This is a genomic window from Vibrio sp. PBL-C16 (genome assembly GCF_034321865.1).
Classification (GTDB): Bacteria; Pseudomonadota; Gammaproteobacteria; order Enterobacterales; family Vibrionaceae; genus Vibrio; species Vibrio alginolyticus.
On sequence record NZ_JAXLNY010000002.1, the window covers coordinates 1050511 to 1066969 of the forward strand.

The window sequence follows — 16459 nt, forward strand, 5'->3', positions numbered from 1 at the left end:
GGTTACTCTTTGGCTGTTGTTAGTTCAGATTTAGATTTTTCAATCTCAGATTCGGTTTGCCACTTGCCGTTGTAAAGGTATTCTTGCTCTGGGAGAGGGGCGTTCGAAGCCCTTAAATCAAATACCTCATCGGTTTGATATTCTCTATTACAAACAGGAATGTTAAACAGTCTAGCTTCTGGCTTCGATTCAAACAGCTTTTTGTGGTCATCTACCTCTGTACAATCCAGCTTATATTCCGTAGCTAACTGATTTACCATCGATTCTAAGTCCGTTTCAGTTTTGAAAAATACGTAGCAATCGGATCTACTGTGTGAACGGAAAATAGTTCTGTGAGCAGTGTCGATATATTCACACTTATCCTGCTTAAAGTAGAACTGGATCACTTTGCGCTTTTTGTTGTAGTCGGCAAACAACCAATCTTCACGCTCTCCAACTCTCACTTCTGTTGGTTCATCAGGCTGACGTTTAAGCATTTTAAAGGAGACTAATATAAAAGCACCAGCGCCTGCTAACGCCATCGGGCCAACCATCGCTACCATCACCACACACACCACTGCACCTATCCAGCCAACGGCTTGCGTGGCGGTATTCACCCACTTAGGCATGTTGCGACGTTTCTTCATCACAAAGCCTTTGTCAGAAAAAATATAGTCATAGCGATAGTCGAGGCCAATCGTAAGGTAAAAGGCTCCAGATACAATCACCGACAAAATAAAAGAAAAAATAGTTACGTCAACCGTGTCACTCGTGTGTATAAACAAAGTTAATAGGAATGGAGCGATCACAAATGGAAGCGCAAAAAGTTTAAAGTAATAGCGAAATGGTTCCTCTACATCATACTTGTGCCATGTTCTGACATTATCGCCTGCGAGTATTTCTTGCTCTTGTGCCTCTTGATAAACTGCCAACTCTTCTGGGGTGATGTAAAATGGTGAATATGCCAAGGGTTACTCCAGAGCTGTAGTTAGTTTAGACTTTGATTGTTCGATTTCAGACTCGGTTTGCCACTTGCCGTTGTAAAGGTACTCTCGCTCTGGGAGCGGGGCATTTGACGCCCTAAAATCAAATACCTCATCGGTTTGGTATTCTCTACTACAAACAGGAATACTAAAAAGCCTTGATTCTGGCTTTGCTTCAAACAGCTTTTTATGGTCATCAACCTCTGTACAATTCAGTTTGTAGACCTTTGACAGTTGCGCGACCATGGATTCTAAATCCGCTTCAGTTTTAAAGAAAACGTAACAATCGAATCGATCTTGTGAGCGAAAGACAATCTTTTGAGCAGTATCTTGGTATTCGCACCTGTCATACTTAAAATAGAATTGGAGTACTTTTCTTTTCTTATTGTAATCAGCAAAAAGCCAATCTTCTCGCTCTCCAACTCTCACTTCTGTTGGTTCATCAGGCTGGCGTTTTAACATACCAAATGAAAGCAAAATGAAGGCACCTGCTCCCGCTAATGCCATTGGACCAACCAGTGCTACCATAACCAAACACACCACTGTACCTATCCAGCCAACGGCTTGCGTAGCGGTATTTACCCACTTAGGCATATTGCGACGCTTTCTCATCACAAAGCCTTTGCTAGAAAAAATATAGTCATAGCGATAATCGAGGCCAAACAATAGGTAGCTGAGTCCGTACCCCATTATTAGCACACTAACAGCAACATACCCCATCATAGGGTCTTGGCCTAAGGTATACCAAAATAAGAAAAGAACCACTGACATGATGGCAATTGGAACTAAGCTGTCAAATATATATGAAAAACGATTCGCTTCCTCGATATCATATTTACGCCATGTTGTTAAATTGTCTCCTGAGAGGATCTCTTGCTCTTGCGCCTCTTGATAAACCGCCAACTCTTCTGGGGTGATATAAAATGGTGAATATGCCAAGGGTTACTCCTTGGCTAAAATTGAAGATATATATTCTAAATCAGGTAATGGAGCGTTTGATGTTCGTAACGTTCCCACTGCTTCTAACGGGTAATGTGTCCCGCGGAATGGCGTTGTTTTGTATATTTCTGGAAGTTTCGAGAAATCGAATAAGTCTTTCGCTTTTGGGACTTCTTTACAATCCAGTTCAAACTCTTGATTAAGCATGTTTAAGGTTTCCTCTAATTGCTTTGGTGAAGAGACGAATAGATAGGAACTTCCAATAGAGTGGTATCTTGTTACCGTTGTTTTAGCAGTGTCTTGGTACGAGCAGTCATCGTGTTTATGAAATAGTTCGATTACTTTTCTATTTTTGCAGTATTCACAACAAAGCCAATTTTCACGGAGAGCCACAAGTACTTCAGTCTCCTCATTTTGTTGTCGCTTTAGCATTCGAAACGAAACCAGTATAAACCCCCCGGCTCCGACAAGAACCACAGGTCCGGCAAACGTAACCATCAATATACATACAATAGCTCCAATCCAGCCCATGACTTGAGTTGCAGAGTTTACCCAATTCGGTAAATTACGTCGTTTTTTTATAACCAACCCGCGATCGGACAAGGTGTAATCATAACGATTGTCCAACCCAAATGTCAGATAAGATACACCAGACATGATTATCGTCAGACCCGATAAAATGTAAGTTAAGATCATGTCGCTGTTGTCATGTAGGAAATAGGTAAGGAAAAATAATGGACTGACAGCGGCTATAGCAATCGATAGGTATAAGTATCGAAAAGGCTCTTCAATATCGTGCTTGTGCCAGATTGTTAGATTCATCCCCTTTAGAATTTGTTGCTCTTGTTCTTCTTGGTAGGACGAAAATTCTTCTGGCGTGATGTAAAAAGGTAAATAAGCCAAGGGTTACTCCTGTAAGCTAAGTTCACTAGCATCTGAAGTTAATGAACTTCTGATCGTTGCTTGTTTAGTATTGTCTGAAATCGCCGTATAAGTTGCACGCTGTTTTGCATTATTTTGGAACCAGTACTTACGGCTTAATTCGTTTTTATCATCAAGGATGTATTCTATCTCAAATGCTAGATAGTTAGCTGAGTCTTTCATTGGTAGAGTCAATTTATAGACGCTTTGAGAATCTGATGAATCAGTTGAACTATCCAACGTTTCTAGATCTACTCCAGTGTACCAAGCTCCCGACTCCAGTCCTCCCTCTGTTACAGAAGTATTTGTCCTAAGCTTTATTCCATCTCTTGCTGCATTGGTAGGAACTTGGATATGTAACTCAATACCAAACAATTCTTGTTTTGCTGCTGGATACTGTGTTGTTGAATTCGGAACGGTACGCATCATTGGTATTTGGCAGATTAAAGGTTTATCCATTATGGTTTTTAACTTAAAAAGAGCCTCTTGTACCAAAGAAGAATTATGCTTTTCTCTCTCTACCAAGCTTGAGGATTGACTCCAACGTGCTTTATTCGAGTGATGCCCCCAAGGAAGTTTATCTAACCATTTTTGATAATCGTCTTGTTTAAGTTTACTCATTATATGGTTACTAAGAAGGTAAACCGTAGTGAGGCCCATAATGGCAAACATGATCGGACCTCCAAACAGGATATTTGCCGACCAAACCCCGGTTAATCCACCGATAGCTTGAAATCCACCGATAAGTGTCAATCCAAATAAAGATGCAAAATTGAAGTACTCCACAACTCTAGCTGTTCCATGAAGGTTGTCTATTTTCTGCCAAGAGCGATAGGCTTCTATACCTGAAGCTAGGGTGCCTAGCATTCCCGTAATCGCCAACCATTTATTAAATATTGCTAAATCGGCAGAAGGTAGTGCTCGTATTCTAGGGTTTCTTGATGTCTGAATCGCTTTCAGGGCAGTTTTTCTAAGTTCACTGTTTCCTTGTACACGATTCCACAGCTTACCTGTACGAATACCCGTCCAAGCGTTGACTGTATAAAAAAGCTTTTGTTGGATATCCAAAAATTCATCTGAGGACATTAATCCAGTGTCTTGAATACTGCTCATGGCATCACCAAGCGCGATGCAGTTAAATACTAATGCCATAAAGCCTAGACCACCGGCATTCTCGAACAGTTTATTCAAATCATCGAGCTTATTCATAGCGATCCCAGTTCTAAGCTCGACGGTTCTTTGCGGTAGATCATCGGGTAATTCAATATACTGTGGGTACTCCAATGTAGCCACAGCGAGTGCCTTCTTAATTCTCTTTTTATTTTTTAAAGCTGTTGTGTATTTAGAGTCAGCTTTGCGGTTGTTTTTCTGGAAGTCAGCAATGACCGCATCGTTTTTCTTGAGCTCACTTAGGTAATCATTTACGCGTGTTTTCCATTTTTCAAAATCGCGAGCGTAGCTTTCATTTACAGTCACCGGCATATTGTGTGCCATATGCTCTGCAATAACGGCAAACAAATAATAGCTCTGACGGTTCAGAGGTTTAGCGAAAACAGGCATCAGTAAAATCGATGCTTGTGAAGTCATGCTAACGCCAAACTCTACAACGCCTTTTGCAAGTGCACCTATTGCAGATTTAAAGATAATGTCCAGCTCTTGGAAACCTTTGGCGATATCCTTGAGAAAGTCCGTTTCCGCAGTGTTTGGGTTGGAAACAAAATCCATGATCTTAGAGTACATGCTCACACGGTTGCTGGTAGCCGAGATCCGGTCCATCAACTGATTATCAGCATCAGAATTTTCTGAGGTGATCGACTGTTCATTCTGCGCCTCAGTAATATTCTTCTCCATCACTTTAAATAAACTACGACTAAACCCAGAGGCATAGAGAGCAAGTAAACTGGTTGGTTTTTCCCATTGGCTTTCAGCCCACTGTCGGTCTTCTTCTTGTATCACCAAAGTAAATGACTCAACCGCTTGCTTGTGCAGTTGATACAAGCTGTACTGTGTGTCTTCGCTGTATAGGTCGAAGGTTCTTTCGAGATGATGCGGCGTTAAGGACTCCATTACTGCGATAAAGTCGCGTTTGACCGAGACAACTTGGGCTAGCATGGTTTCTTTTTGTTCTGACAGCTCTTGCATTTCGCTCAGCATTTGTTTCCAGTTGAGTTGCTTACGCCAACGCTCAGTCGCTATCCATTGCTCGTATTTACCAAATCGGTTTGCTGAAATGCCATATTTCTTCTGTATGGCCCCTGCTATTTCTGAAGTGGATTTTTGGTAATCATCGATAGCTTGCTGGGAAAATGAAGATGGCATTCCTTTGATGATAGCTGCTTGAGATTCACTGGTAAGGTCAACCATTGCTGAGTTGTCATAGTAATCCGCCATGTCCATATAGAATTCAAGCTCTTGGTTTTTGCGCTTTACTCCTGTGGGCATGTCTATATTGTCACTTGCCCCGAACATACACAGTTGCATGGCGGTCTGCATCAAGTTCCACTGGTTTGAAAACTGGTCAGTGAAAAGGCGGTAAGGGCTTGCGGCACCAACAAAATGCAGTGACATATCTTGAATGTCTGCGGCGTAATCTTTTATCGCGACGAAGTAGCCTGATTCTTCTTCTGGAATCGCAGAGGTTAAATCGCTTTCGACTGCGACAGGTTTAAAGACAGAACCATCTTCATCTGCTTTGGTGGCGATGCCAGAATCCGCAAAGCGACCATCATCGACGGCAGAAGATTCAATATCAGCGACTTGGGTTAACTTATCTATTGGTGCAATGTTGTGTTGATTCTCGTTTGAGGAGAGAACAATGGTTTGCATGCGATCGATATGATTACTCGGATTGTTAAGTACGCGCATGAACGTGTGCCATGTCCAGCGGTGCTCAGAGAAGCAAATCGATAGTACGCTTCCGTTGACGTAAGTAAGAAAGGGCTTTGCATCTTGTGGTGTCCCACGCTGCTCTGATTTTGGGCTTTCTGATTCTCCCAACTTATAGAGCGTGAATTGCGTTCCTTTGATTTCGTATTCGTCTAAGCTTTTGTTGATTGCATCATAGACATACAGCCAACCGTCGCGCAGTTGACGCAGGGTGTAACCAACGGTATTGAGTTTGGCTGGGCCTTGGCCTTTCCATTCTTCAGGCAAACCAAAAGGTTGTGTCTCTTCTGTTTCTAGCTGATCGATGGCATAGCGGACTGGGATAAAGTGCGCAGGTGATGCTTCCGTTGCTTCTTTCTCAGTTTTTAAATTGAGAGGCTCTGGTTCAGACGGCGGTGGCGGATCGATTTTTTTTGTTTCTCCCTCCCAAAACATACTGCGCTCTGGGGGTGAGCCAGCAAGATCATCGGATTCCGTGGTTGGAACGATATTCAGCGATTTCAGTGTACCATCGCTTTCAAATGCCTGAACGGCCTCCTCATAGGTATAGCTGTTGTCATACCAGAACATAGAAGTTTTTGGGGGAAGTGGATTATTCATCGTTAGCCCATGTTTAAGAGTTTTATTCTGTTACGCAAATATCGCACCAAAATAAAGCAATTAAAAATCAATGAGTTAGATTTTTATGGTTTTGCTTCAATCAAATAATTGTTTGTTTTTCCAATAAGTTGGTTGGTGTTTACCATTTTTTGTATTGATTGAATCAAAGTTTGAGTTATTAGTGATGCCTCAATGAGCCGACAAAACAAAAGGGCTCCAGAGTTAACTCTGGAGCCCTTTCTAGTATTTAAGCTCTAAATAATTAGCGACGCTTTGGTTTACGTTGACCACCTGGTTTGCCTTGTCCTTGCGGCTTGCTACCTGCCGGGCGGTTTGCACCGTTGCCGCTAGGACGTTGGCCGTTGCTTGCAGGGCGTTGACCACCTGTAGCTTTGCCAGAACCGTTACGGTTACCAGATGGTTTACCATCTTTTGAACCGCCTTCAGAGCGTTTGTTCAAATGACCACCGAAGCCTGGTTGGTTTTTGGTATGTTTGGTTGCAAAGCGGTTTGCCCCGTGACGACCAGATTTACGACGTTGCGCAGGTGTTTGTGCTTCAATGTCTTCTGCAGGAACGAGACAGCCTTGTTTGTCACCAATCAAATGTTTTTTACCCATACTGACTAGGGCTTCGCGGATCATTGGCCAGTTTGCTGGATCGTGGTAACGCAACAGCGCTTTATGTAGGCGACGTTGACGTTCACCTTTTGCTACAGGTACATCTTCACGTTTTTTGTACTTCACGCGTTTCAGAGGGTTTGTCTCTGAGTAGTACATCGACGTTGCGTTACACATTGGCGAAGGGTAGAAGTTTTGTACTTGGTCACATTCGAAGTTGTTCTTTTTCAGCCACAGAGCAAGGTTCAGCATGTCTTCGTCTTCTGTGCCTGGGTGCGCAGAGATAAAATAAGGGATTAAGTACTGCTTCTTGCCTGCTTCTGCACTGTATTTCTCGAACATCTCTTTAAAGCGATCGTACGTACCCATGCCTGGCTTCATCATTAGATCAAGAGGACCTTTCTCTGTATGTTCCGGTGCAATCTTCAAGTAACCGCCTACGTGGTGAGTCACGAGCTCTTTCACGTATTCTGGTGATTCAATCGCAAGGTCGTAACGTACGCCAGATGCAACCATCACTTTCTTCACGCCTTCAACTTTACGCGCTTCGCGGTATAAATCGATCGTGTGTTTGTGGTCTGTGTTTAGCTTGTTACAGATGCCCGGGAATACACAAGAAGGACGACGACAGTTCGCTTCCGCTTTTGGATCTTTACAGCCCAGGCGGTACATGTTTGCAGTCGGGCCACCAAGATCGGAAATTGTGCCGGTAAAGCCTGGAACTTTGTCGCGAATTTCTTCAATCTCGTTGATGATAGACTCTTTCGAACGGTTTTGAATGATTCGACCTTCATGCTCGGTAATCGAACAGAAAGAACAGCCACCAAAGCAACCACGCATGATGTTCACAGACGTCTTGATCATGTCGTACGCAGGAATTTTTGCTTTGCCGTACATAGGATGAGGAACACGCGCGTAAGGCAGGCCAAACACAAAGTCCATCTCTTCGGTCGTTAATGGAATTGGAGCTTGGTTTACCCAAAGTTCACGATCACCATGGCTTTGAAGTAACGCTCGACCAGAGTACGGGTTCGTTTCTAAATGCAGTACACGGCTTGCATGCGCATAAAGAATGCGATCGTTTCTTAGCTTTTCAAACGAAGGTAAACGGACCGCAGTCGTCGCAGCATCGTGGCGTGATGGGCGAATTGTGATTGGTTGTGCAATTGGCTCGTCTTTTTTAGTTTCACACTGAGTTTCTACTTCGTATGGGTTCTTTGGTACGAACGCTTCTTTACGAGGTTTTTCAATGCGAGAAGAATCAATAACCGTGTAGCCTTCTGGCGCGGTTGGCAAGTTCACGGCAGTACCACGAATATTGGTCATGGTGCTGATGTCTTCGCCGTTTGCGATGCGATGTGCTACTTCGACAAGTGCGCGTTCTGCGTTACCAAAAAGTAGGATGTCTGCTTTTGCATCAAATAGTACCGAACGGCGAACTTTATCTGACCAGTAATCGTAGTGCGCAACACGGCGTAGGCTGGCTTCGATACCACCTAAAACAATAGGTACTTCTTTGTAAGCTTCACGACAACGCTGAGAGTAAACCAAAGTCGCGCGGTCTGGGCGTTTGCCACCTTCGTTATTCGGTGTGTACGCGTCATCGTGACGAAGCTTTTTATCCGCGGTGTAACGGTTGATCATGGAGTCCATGTTACCCGCAGTGATCCCGAAGAACAGATTTGGCTTACCAAGTTGCATGAACGCATCTTTATTTTGCCATTCTGGTTGAGCAATGATACCGACACGGAAACCTTGTGCTTCTAGCAGGCGGCCAATGATAGCCATACCAAAGCTTGGGTGATCCACATAAGCGTCACCGGTTACAATGATAATGTCACAGCTATCCCATCCTAGGGCATCCATTTCTTTGCGACTGGTCGGCAAGAAAGGTGCCGTACCAAAACACTCTGCCCAGTATTTTTTGTACTCATGAATAGGAGTGATGTTATTGGTCATATTTTGCTCTCTGTTCCAGGGAGCGCGAATTATAGCGATTTGATTATCAGGTATCTATAACAAACTCATCTATTCCAGCTTAGTTCATCGAGTTTTATTTGGTTTGTAAAAATATCAATGCTCTATCGGCGATTTTCTGTCTAATTTCACCTTGAAAGCCTCATGGTTATAGATCGGTTCATGAAAAATGTCGCAATCTTAATACAAAGCATAAGCAATGGTGTGCTTATGTGGGGTAAAGTCTATAATCAAATTAGTGCATATTAAATGCAAAAGGCTGAGCTGCTCTGGAAATAGTTCTAAGTCGATAGGCTTATCGTTGACACAATCCATCTATAAAGAGGATCGGCAGGTCCCAACTGGAATGTCGCGAATTGACTGTGAATTTTGAGCCTTGGGCTAATTACAAAAAAAGGGGCTAGGGTATGAGTGAATCTACGACAACAGTGCATCCAAAAATGCAAACGACTTCCAGTCTAACTCCTGTTATAGAGTGGTCTTACGATATTGATACTCGCGATTTCGAATGTGATCAGCAAGGAATGGCAAAGGCATTTGGGATAAGTACGCCAGTAACCAGCCTAAATAACTTGTTTGATCATATGCTGATGGGGCAACAAGAAACGCTAAAACAACGAATTCTAGAAGTGGAACTCTTTGGCGGACGGGGGCGGTTTTCTTGTTGCATGATGCTGAAAAACGTTAACTTAGTGCACGTGACTATTAGTTTTGAAAGGCTCAATAAGCGCATTATCCAAGGCACTATCATTCCACAATTAACAATCACTGGTTGCGAGGAGTTAGCGACAATCCTCGAAACGATTTTTGATTTGCCGAATGTAGGCGTTTTAGTTGCCGATGAAGATACGCGCATCTTAGGTTGTAACCGTGCCTTTGAGTTACAAATGGGCTATCAAAACCGAGACCTGGTTGGGCTTAAAACTCATATTTTCAGTACCTCTCACCATAGCCAAGCGTTTTATGATCAGCTGTGGCAGCAAATTAATGATGAAGGATGTTGGTGTGGTAACTTGCTGAGCAAAACAGCAAACGGTAGCAACCAAGCTCATCATCTTTGTATTTACCGACTTACGTTTCATTCTGGACGAATTCTTTATCTCGGATTTTCTACGGATATTTCTGCTTCGTTGTTGTGGATGAAAAATCGTTGTGAACAACAGCATGATTGGGCTGCCTTTTTACCAACGAGGAAAGAATTTGAACTCCAATTAGCTACCTTAGCGAATGAAAGCAGAAATAAAGAACTCAACATTGTTATGACACTCAGACCCAAGTTTTCGGAGAGATACTTGCTTGAACAGCAATTAGGTTTTGCAGATTTTATTATGCGAAGTCGCTACACCAGTATTGCGGGGCAGTTATCTCGGGATGTGTTTGTCGTATGCTTGCAGACCCCTCATTGTCAATGGTTGAGCCCGGTTCGTTTGATCCAAATTGCCATGAAAGGGTTCTTTAATGAGCTTAGAAATGAAATGGGCACAAAAATGCATGCCACTATCGTTAAAGGCCAAACTGGTGTGTCAATCCTTGGCTATGATACGAACCGACCAAGACAAGCGCTAGCACATGCAGCGCAAGCGATGTTGTCCTCTATTTCCGGTGAAGGCAGCTATTTCAACTTTTACGACAGTGAACTTCACTCTGAATTAGTGAAGCGCCAACATCTCGAGGCGTTTTTGGAGGCGCAAATAGAGAGTGGGCTAGTGGACGTTTACTTTCAACCGATTATCGACGTTCAAACCGGAAGAGTGGTTAAGTTCGAGGCTCTCGCACGCTTTTATGATGAAAATGATGCGTATTGTACGCAAAAGATGATCGCTATTATTGAAGATCTAGAACTCATAGCGGCACTTGATGACGTGGTCTGCCAAGCTGCGTTGAAGCACTTTCCGCGCTTACAAGAAATTTATGGCGAGGAAGTGGGCGTGACCATCAATCGCTCCCTCAACACGAAATTGGATTCTCTTCAGATCCTTCAGCGGTCGCATGATTTGATTAAAGCCAGTGGTGTAGACCCTAAGCGAGTAACTATCGAGCTAACAGAAACCGCGTATTTTGAACAAGATGAGGAGCATACTCGAGCTCTAGAGGAAGTGCGGAAAGAGGGCGTTGAGATCGCGATTGATGACTTCGGTACTGGGTATTCTTCTTTTTCTTATCTAGAAAAAGGGCAGTTTGATTTACTGAAAATAGACCGAAAATTCATCAAGAACATTCATAAAGGGAGCACCAGCTATAACATTGTGAAAATGGTCACCGAGCTTGCACAGCAAATGAATGTAAAAGTGGTTGCTGAAGGCGTGGAATCTAAGCAAGAACTTCAAGTATTGGCAGAAATCGGTGTCGATTACATGCAGGGCTTTCTATTTTCTGCTGCCGTGCCTGTCGATTTGATGGATAAAGCGGACAGTTATGAGCATCTGTTCTCTGACATCGCGATTGAGTCTAAGCAAAGTGATGTGTTGCAATCTTTGAGCCATGAACAAGTCAGGTCTATGGACCCTGGAGAACCGCTCTCCTTGGCAGTTGAGTACATGAATTTGAATCCAAGCTTGCCTTTAGTTGTTCTCAATGAAAATCGTTGTGTTGGGTTAATTACGAAAGAGACGGTGAATTTACACCTAACGCCCTCGATGGGCACAGAGCGAGAAACTGAACGAGAAAGCAGAATTTGGAAACGTCCTGTTAATCAGATAATGAGCACCGAATTTGTGTTGGTTGATGAGGATTTACCTGTCTCTGTTATTCGAGAGTTGGTGAAAACCGGCATTCGTTTCCCTTGGGTATTGTGTAATACCAAAGAAGAGTACCGTGGAGTTTTAACGCAGGAAGACGCGTTGAAGTATCTTGCTTCTCTGTGAATAAAATTGTCTTACCGTTTTAGCTCATTTGGGGGCCGACTTTCGGTGGTTTGGCGATAGTTGATTTGATATTATCGCCCCCCCAAAATGACTTTTGAGCGTGCATTCAACATGATTCAACAATTGCTGGTTACTTTCCCTCCGATGCTATTTGGCGCACAAGCGCTACTGACTTTGCTTCTAATCAAGGGCGATATTTGTCCTGGTCAGCGAGGACGTCTTCATAAAATGTTGCCAGCAGTAGCTGTATTGTGGCTCGCTGTTGCGTCACTTCGCATTGAAGCATTTATGATCGTGTTTGCTATTTTCTACTTCTATTCTCAGGTTCAAACCAAGAAAACGCGTGAAAAAGGGCCACTATGGGCGATGCATTTAGCGAATGGTTTGGCCTTTGCGTATGTGAGTATTCAAGTATTTGAGCAATCAAGCTGGCCAGCATCGATAGCGATGGCGCTAATGATATTTTTCCTTGGGGCGTCATTTTCTCAATTGCTGCTTACGATAGCTCGCAGCAGATTACAGGCATTTCACCGTATTTTACCAGTTACGGGCATTGTGTCTGGAATGCTATTAGTCATCGCAACGTTGTTTGCTTCTTACCAGTTAAATGAAGCTGCACTGAACGCTGCAACACAGCCAATCTTGCTGTCTTTAGCTATGCTAATTTCTTCAATTATTGTGTGGTGTTGGCATATTTTTACGCATAAGAAACCAGAAAAGGTGCAACTGAGCGTTGCCTTGTTTCTAGCACTCGCGTCGATGACGAGCCTGCAAGATTTATTCTCTCTCGCGGCTTAACCTCTATTCTAAAGACAAAGCTAGACGGCTTATATCCAAGTGCTTTCTTGGTGCTTGGGTATAAGGTGATCACGTTTTAGATCGCACTCACTTTAAATTCGCGTGATTACTACTACGCTTGTTTATATACCTTGTCGAAGAGGAGAGTCGCGATGGATTTAAGCAATGTAGGTAATCTGGACAGCACTATTTTGCTAGGTATCGTCAACGAAAAGCTACGTTTAGAGTGCGACAGTTTTGACGAGTTAGTATCAGTGTATGAGATGGATGTAGAGTCTGTAGTCGGCAAGCTTGATATGCTCGGTTATCAGTACGATCCATTGACTAACCAATTTAAAGCATATCAACGCTAAGCCTTTCATAACCCAAATATTTTAAGCCACCTTGATTCCGTCAAGGTGGCTTTTACATTGTAGCCTCGCGGTTGCGAAAAAAGCTTGTAAGTAACGCTTCTCTCTCTCTGAGTGACGCGTTGCTGCAAACAAGCGACGCCATAAGCCTTGGCCGAAAGGTTTACTGGTAATAAGACCTTGGCGAGAAAATTCAGAAATCGCCCAATTGGGTAGTGCCGCCACCCCTAATCCAGCAGAGACCATCTGAACTAACATGAGAGTATTGTCGGCTTGCTTCCATTTCGCAGGTTCTATTCCTGCTGGCTGAAGAAAGTGTTTTACGACGTCTAGCCTCTGTTTTTGAACAGGATAAGAGAGCATGGTTTGATCTGCGAGATCTTGCGGATCAATAATTTCTTTTTCCGCCAATGGGTGGTTGGTTGCGGTAATTAAACGCATTTCAAAGTCGAATAGAGGCTCGTAGTGGACTTCAGATCGAGGTTGGATATCGGAAGTAATAACAAGATCGAGTTCGCCTGCCAATAAAGCTGGGAGTGGTTCAAAGCCAAAACCAGAGGAAAAGTCCAATGTTACGCTAGGCCAAGCAAGTTGGTACTCCCTAAGTGCAGGCATTAGCCATTGGAAGCAAGAGTGACATTCAATGGCCATATGTAATCGGCCATTGACGTCTTCTTTCAAGCTCGCTAAATCATTTTCTGCTCTTGCGAGTTTCGGAAGGATATCTTCTGCAAGACGCAATAGGATTTCTCCCTCTGAAGTGAACTTCACCGGACGAGTCTTTCTCAGGAACAGTTGCCCTCCAATTCGCGCCTCCAAATCTTTGATCTGATGAGACAGTGCCGACTGAGTGAGATGTAAAGCGGTCGCTGTCGCCGTTAGAGAGCCAGTGTCTCGAAGCGAAGTGAGTGTCCGCAAATGTTTTAGCTCTATCATGAATTCCTTTCATCCTTTGTTGCTCGCTATGAACAGAATAGCAATCGTGTAAATAACTTAACGACAAAAAATGGATATGTAAACGTCTAGACGTCTATTTGTTGTTTTTATCTGCGAATCATGTCGCTTCATGATGAATTTTTTTAATAAACAAGTTGAATAAATGGACGTTGTTCTAATATCAGATGAGAGCGATAGTTTAGCCATCCAGACATCTCATTCTTTACCGAAAGATGCTCTGATCCAAACAAATTGAACAAAATTGAGAAAGGAATAGGGACATGGCGACAACGACTCACATACTAGGTTATCCACGCATTGGTGAAAAAAGAGAATTAAAATTCGCTCAGGAGAAATACTGGCGAGGAGAAATTGATCAAGCTGAGCTTAAAAAGGTTGGGGCAGATCTACGCGCCAAAAACTGGCAAACACAAACGGATGCTGGTCTGAGTTTTGCCACAGCTGGCGACTTCGCTTGGTACGATCATGTACTGACGACCACGTTGCTATTGGGTCATGTGCCAAAGCGTCACGCTGGTGGTTTCCCTAACCTGGATACGTTGTTTAAAGTGGGTCGCGGTCAATCTCAGGCGGGTTGCAGCTGTGCGGGCGCTGCGGCATCGGATATGACCAAATGGTTCAACACAAACTACCATTACATCGTCCCTGAATTCAGTAAGGACGATACGTTTGAAGTGAGCTGGCCCCAACTGTTTGAAGAAGTCAATGAAGCGCTTCAAGCTGGCCACCAAGTGAAGCCTGTTTTGCTTGGCCCAGTCAGTTACCTTTACTTGGGCAAAGAGGTCGAAGAAGGGTTTGACCGCTTAACCCTGCTACCACGCTTACTTACTGCTTACCAAGCTATTTTGGCAAAGCTAGCAAGTCAAGGTGTTGAGTGGGTTCAGATTGATGAGCCAATTTTGTCACTGGAGCTAGAAAGCAAATGGGCTGATTCGTTTAAGCTGGCCTACCAAGTGATTCGAAGCGATGTAAAAGTGCTGCTAACGACGTACTTTGACTCCGTAAGCGATACGCTAGACAAAATTGTAGAGTTACCGGTGGATGGTTTGCATATCGATTTATCTACCGTCCCTAAGCAGCTTGACGATGTAGTTACCAAGTTACCGGAGGATTGGGTGCTTTCTGCTGGTGTTGTGAATGGTCGTAATGTGTGGCGTTCAGATTTAAGTACCCAACTCGAGCGTCTACAGCCAGTCAAAGAGAAACTGGGCGACAAACTTTGGGTTGCCAGTTCATGTTCTCTGCTACATAGCCCTGTTGATTTAGCACTGGAAACAGAACTGAGCGAAGAAGTAAAAAGTTGGTTTGCCTTTGCAAAACAAAAAGTGGCAGAAGTCGCCTTGCTTGGCCGAGCGCTCGATGGTGATCAAAATGCGATTCGCGCTTGTGATACCTATAGCCAGCCAATCAAAGCGCGCAAGACAGCAACACATGTGAATAAACCTCAAGTACAAGCGCGTTTAAACAACATTACCGCGTCACTTGCCGAGCGCAGCGCACCTTATGCAGAGCGTGCTGCGCATCAAGCTGAAGTATTGGGCTTGCCTTTGTTGCCAACAACGACAATCGGCTCTTTTCCTCAAACGGGTGAAATCCGGGTGCAGCGCAGCGCTTATCGTACAGGTCAATTATCTGAGTCTGAATATATCCAAGCACTTAAAGGACATATTGCTGACGCAGTGAAACGTCAAGAGGCGCTCGACCTAGATGTGCTTGTTCACGGTGAAGCAGAGCGTAACGACATGGTGGAATACTTCGCTGAGAACTTGGCGGGTTTTCAAACGACCAAATTTGGTTGGGTACAGAGTTATGGCTCTCGCTGTGTGAAACCTGCCATTGTAGTTGCTGACATTGAACGTGAAAAACCGATCACGGTTGAATGGTCGACGTACGCCCAGTCGCTAACCCGCAAACAGATGAAAGGCATGTTGACTGGACCAGTAACGATTTTATGTTGGACGTTCCCACGTGAAGACATCACACGTCAAGAAATTGCGCAGCAACTTGCTTTGGCACTGCGTGATGAGGTGTCTGACCTGCAAGATGCAGGCATCAATATCATTCAAATTGATGAGCCAGCCATTCGAGAAGGTTTACCACTAAAAAAACGCGATCACAAAGCGTACTTAGAATGGGCCGTAAATGCGTTTAAGGTCTCTGCGGCAAGTGCAAAACCAGAAACTCAGATTCACACTCATATGTGTTACAGCGAGTTCAATGAAATCATTGATTCGGTTGCGGCACTCGATGCGGACGTCATTACCATTGAAACATCTCGCTCGAATATGGAGTTGCTGAAAGCATTTGAAGAGTTCAATTACCCGAACGAAATTGGCCCTGGTGTTTATGACATTCACTCACCAAACATTCCTACGGAAGAATGGATTGAAGGTTTAATCAAGAAAGCGGCAGAAAAAATTCCGGCTCAACGTTTGTGGGTAAACCCAGATTGTGGTCTGAAAACACGAAACTGGAAGGAGACAGAAGCCGCATTGGCAAATCTGGTTTCAGCGGCGAAGAAGCTCCGTGCTGAGCTGGCGTAACACATCGTTACAGCAAATAAAAACGGAGACTGTGGTCTCCGTT

Annotated in this window: 10 protein-coding genes; 4 read left to right on the forward strand and 6 right to left on the reverse strand. The window is 43.8% G+C overall.

The features are described from left to right. Positions 1 to 2: 2 nt before the first annotated feature. The 5 genes from UQW94_RS13125 to UQW94_RS13145 all read right to left on the reverse strand — a co-directional run bounded on the left by UQW94_RS13125 (position 3) and on the right by UQW94_RS13145 (position 8886). Positions 3 to 947 carry a hypothetical protein gene (locus UQW94_RS13125; protein WP_258484506.1) on the reverse strand — a complete coding sequence of 315 codons (945 nt, stop codon included), beginning with the start codon at positions 945 to 947 and terminating at the stop codon, positions 3 to 5. A gap of 3 nt (positions 948 to 950) precedes the next feature. Beyond that, the gene (locus UQW94_RS13130) at positions 951 to 1901 is read right to left on the reverse strand and encodes a hypothetical protein (RefSeq protein ID WP_047103328.1); all 951 of its coding nucleotides are present in this window, start codon (positions 1899 to 1901) and stop codon (positions 951 to 953) included. Positions 1902 to 1904: 3 nt separating this feature from the next. Next, on the reverse strand, positions 1905 to 2804 hold the full coding sequence (locus UQW94_RS13135; RefSeq protein WP_225474063.1) for a hypothetical protein: 900 nt from the start codon (positions 2802 to 2804) through the stop codon (positions 1905 to 1907). 3 nt (positions 2805 to 2807) lie between these two features. Beyond that, positions 2808 to 6308 carry a T6SS effector BTH_I2691 family protein gene (locus UQW94_RS13140; RefSeq protein WP_225474062.1) on the reverse strand — a complete coding sequence of 1167 codons (3501 nt, stop codon included), beginning with the start codon at positions 6306 to 6308 and terminating at the stop codon, positions 2808 to 2810. A gap of 262 nt (positions 6309 to 6570) precedes the next feature. Further along, the gene (locus UQW94_RS13145; RefSeq protein WP_318184170.1) at positions 6571 to 8886 is read right to left on the reverse strand and encodes a YgiQ family radical SAM protein; all 2316 of its coding nucleotides are present in this window, start codon (positions 8884 to 8886) and stop codon (positions 6571 to 6573) included. Positions 8887 to 9311: 425 nt separating this feature from the next. On the opposite strand from UQW94_RS13145, the gene UQW94_RS13150 reads away from it, so the two are divergent. From UQW94_RS13150 to UQW94_RS13160, 3 genes are all read left to right on the forward strand, one after another. After that, on the forward strand, positions 9312 to 11768 hold the full coding sequence (locus UQW94_RS13150) for an EAL domain-containing protein (RefSeq protein WP_318184169.1): 2457 nt from the start codon (positions 9312 to 9314) through the stop codon (positions 11766 to 11768). Between the two features lie 87 nt (positions 11769 to 11855). After that, positions 11856 to 12566 (forward strand): hypothetical protein, encoded by a 711-nt coding sequence (locus tag UQW94_RS13155; protein WP_195723078.1) that lies wholly within the window; start codon positions 11856 to 11858, stop codon positions 12564 to 12566. A 152-nt stretch (positions 12567 to 12718) separates the two neighbouring features. Further along, on the forward strand, positions 12719 to 12919 hold the full coding sequence (locus UQW94_RS13160; protein ID WP_005376762.1) for a DUF4250 domain-containing protein: 201 nt from the start codon (positions 12719 to 12721) through the stop codon (positions 12917 to 12919). A 21-nt stretch (positions 12920 to 12940) separates the two neighbouring features. Here the strand turns inward: UQW94_RS13160 and metR are convergent, their stop codons facing one another. Continuing rightward, positions 12941 to 13852 (reverse strand): HTH-type transcriptional regulator MetR, encoded by a 912-nt coding sequence (gene metR / locus UQW94_RS13165; RefSeq protein ID WP_054730490.1) that lies wholly within the window; start codon positions 13850 to 13852, stop codon positions 12941 to 12943. Positions 13853 to 14133: 281 nt separating this feature from the next. Here metR and metE point away from each other — a divergent pair, with 281 nt between their 5' ends. After that, positions 14134 to 16416 (forward strand): 5-methyltetrahydropteroyltriglutamate--homocysteine S-methyltransferase, encoded by a 2283-nt coding sequence (gene metE, locus UQW94_RS13170; RefSeq protein ID WP_064354143.1) that lies wholly within the window; start codon positions 14134 to 14136, stop codon positions 16414 to 16416. Positions 16417 to 16459: the final 43 nt, after the last annotated feature.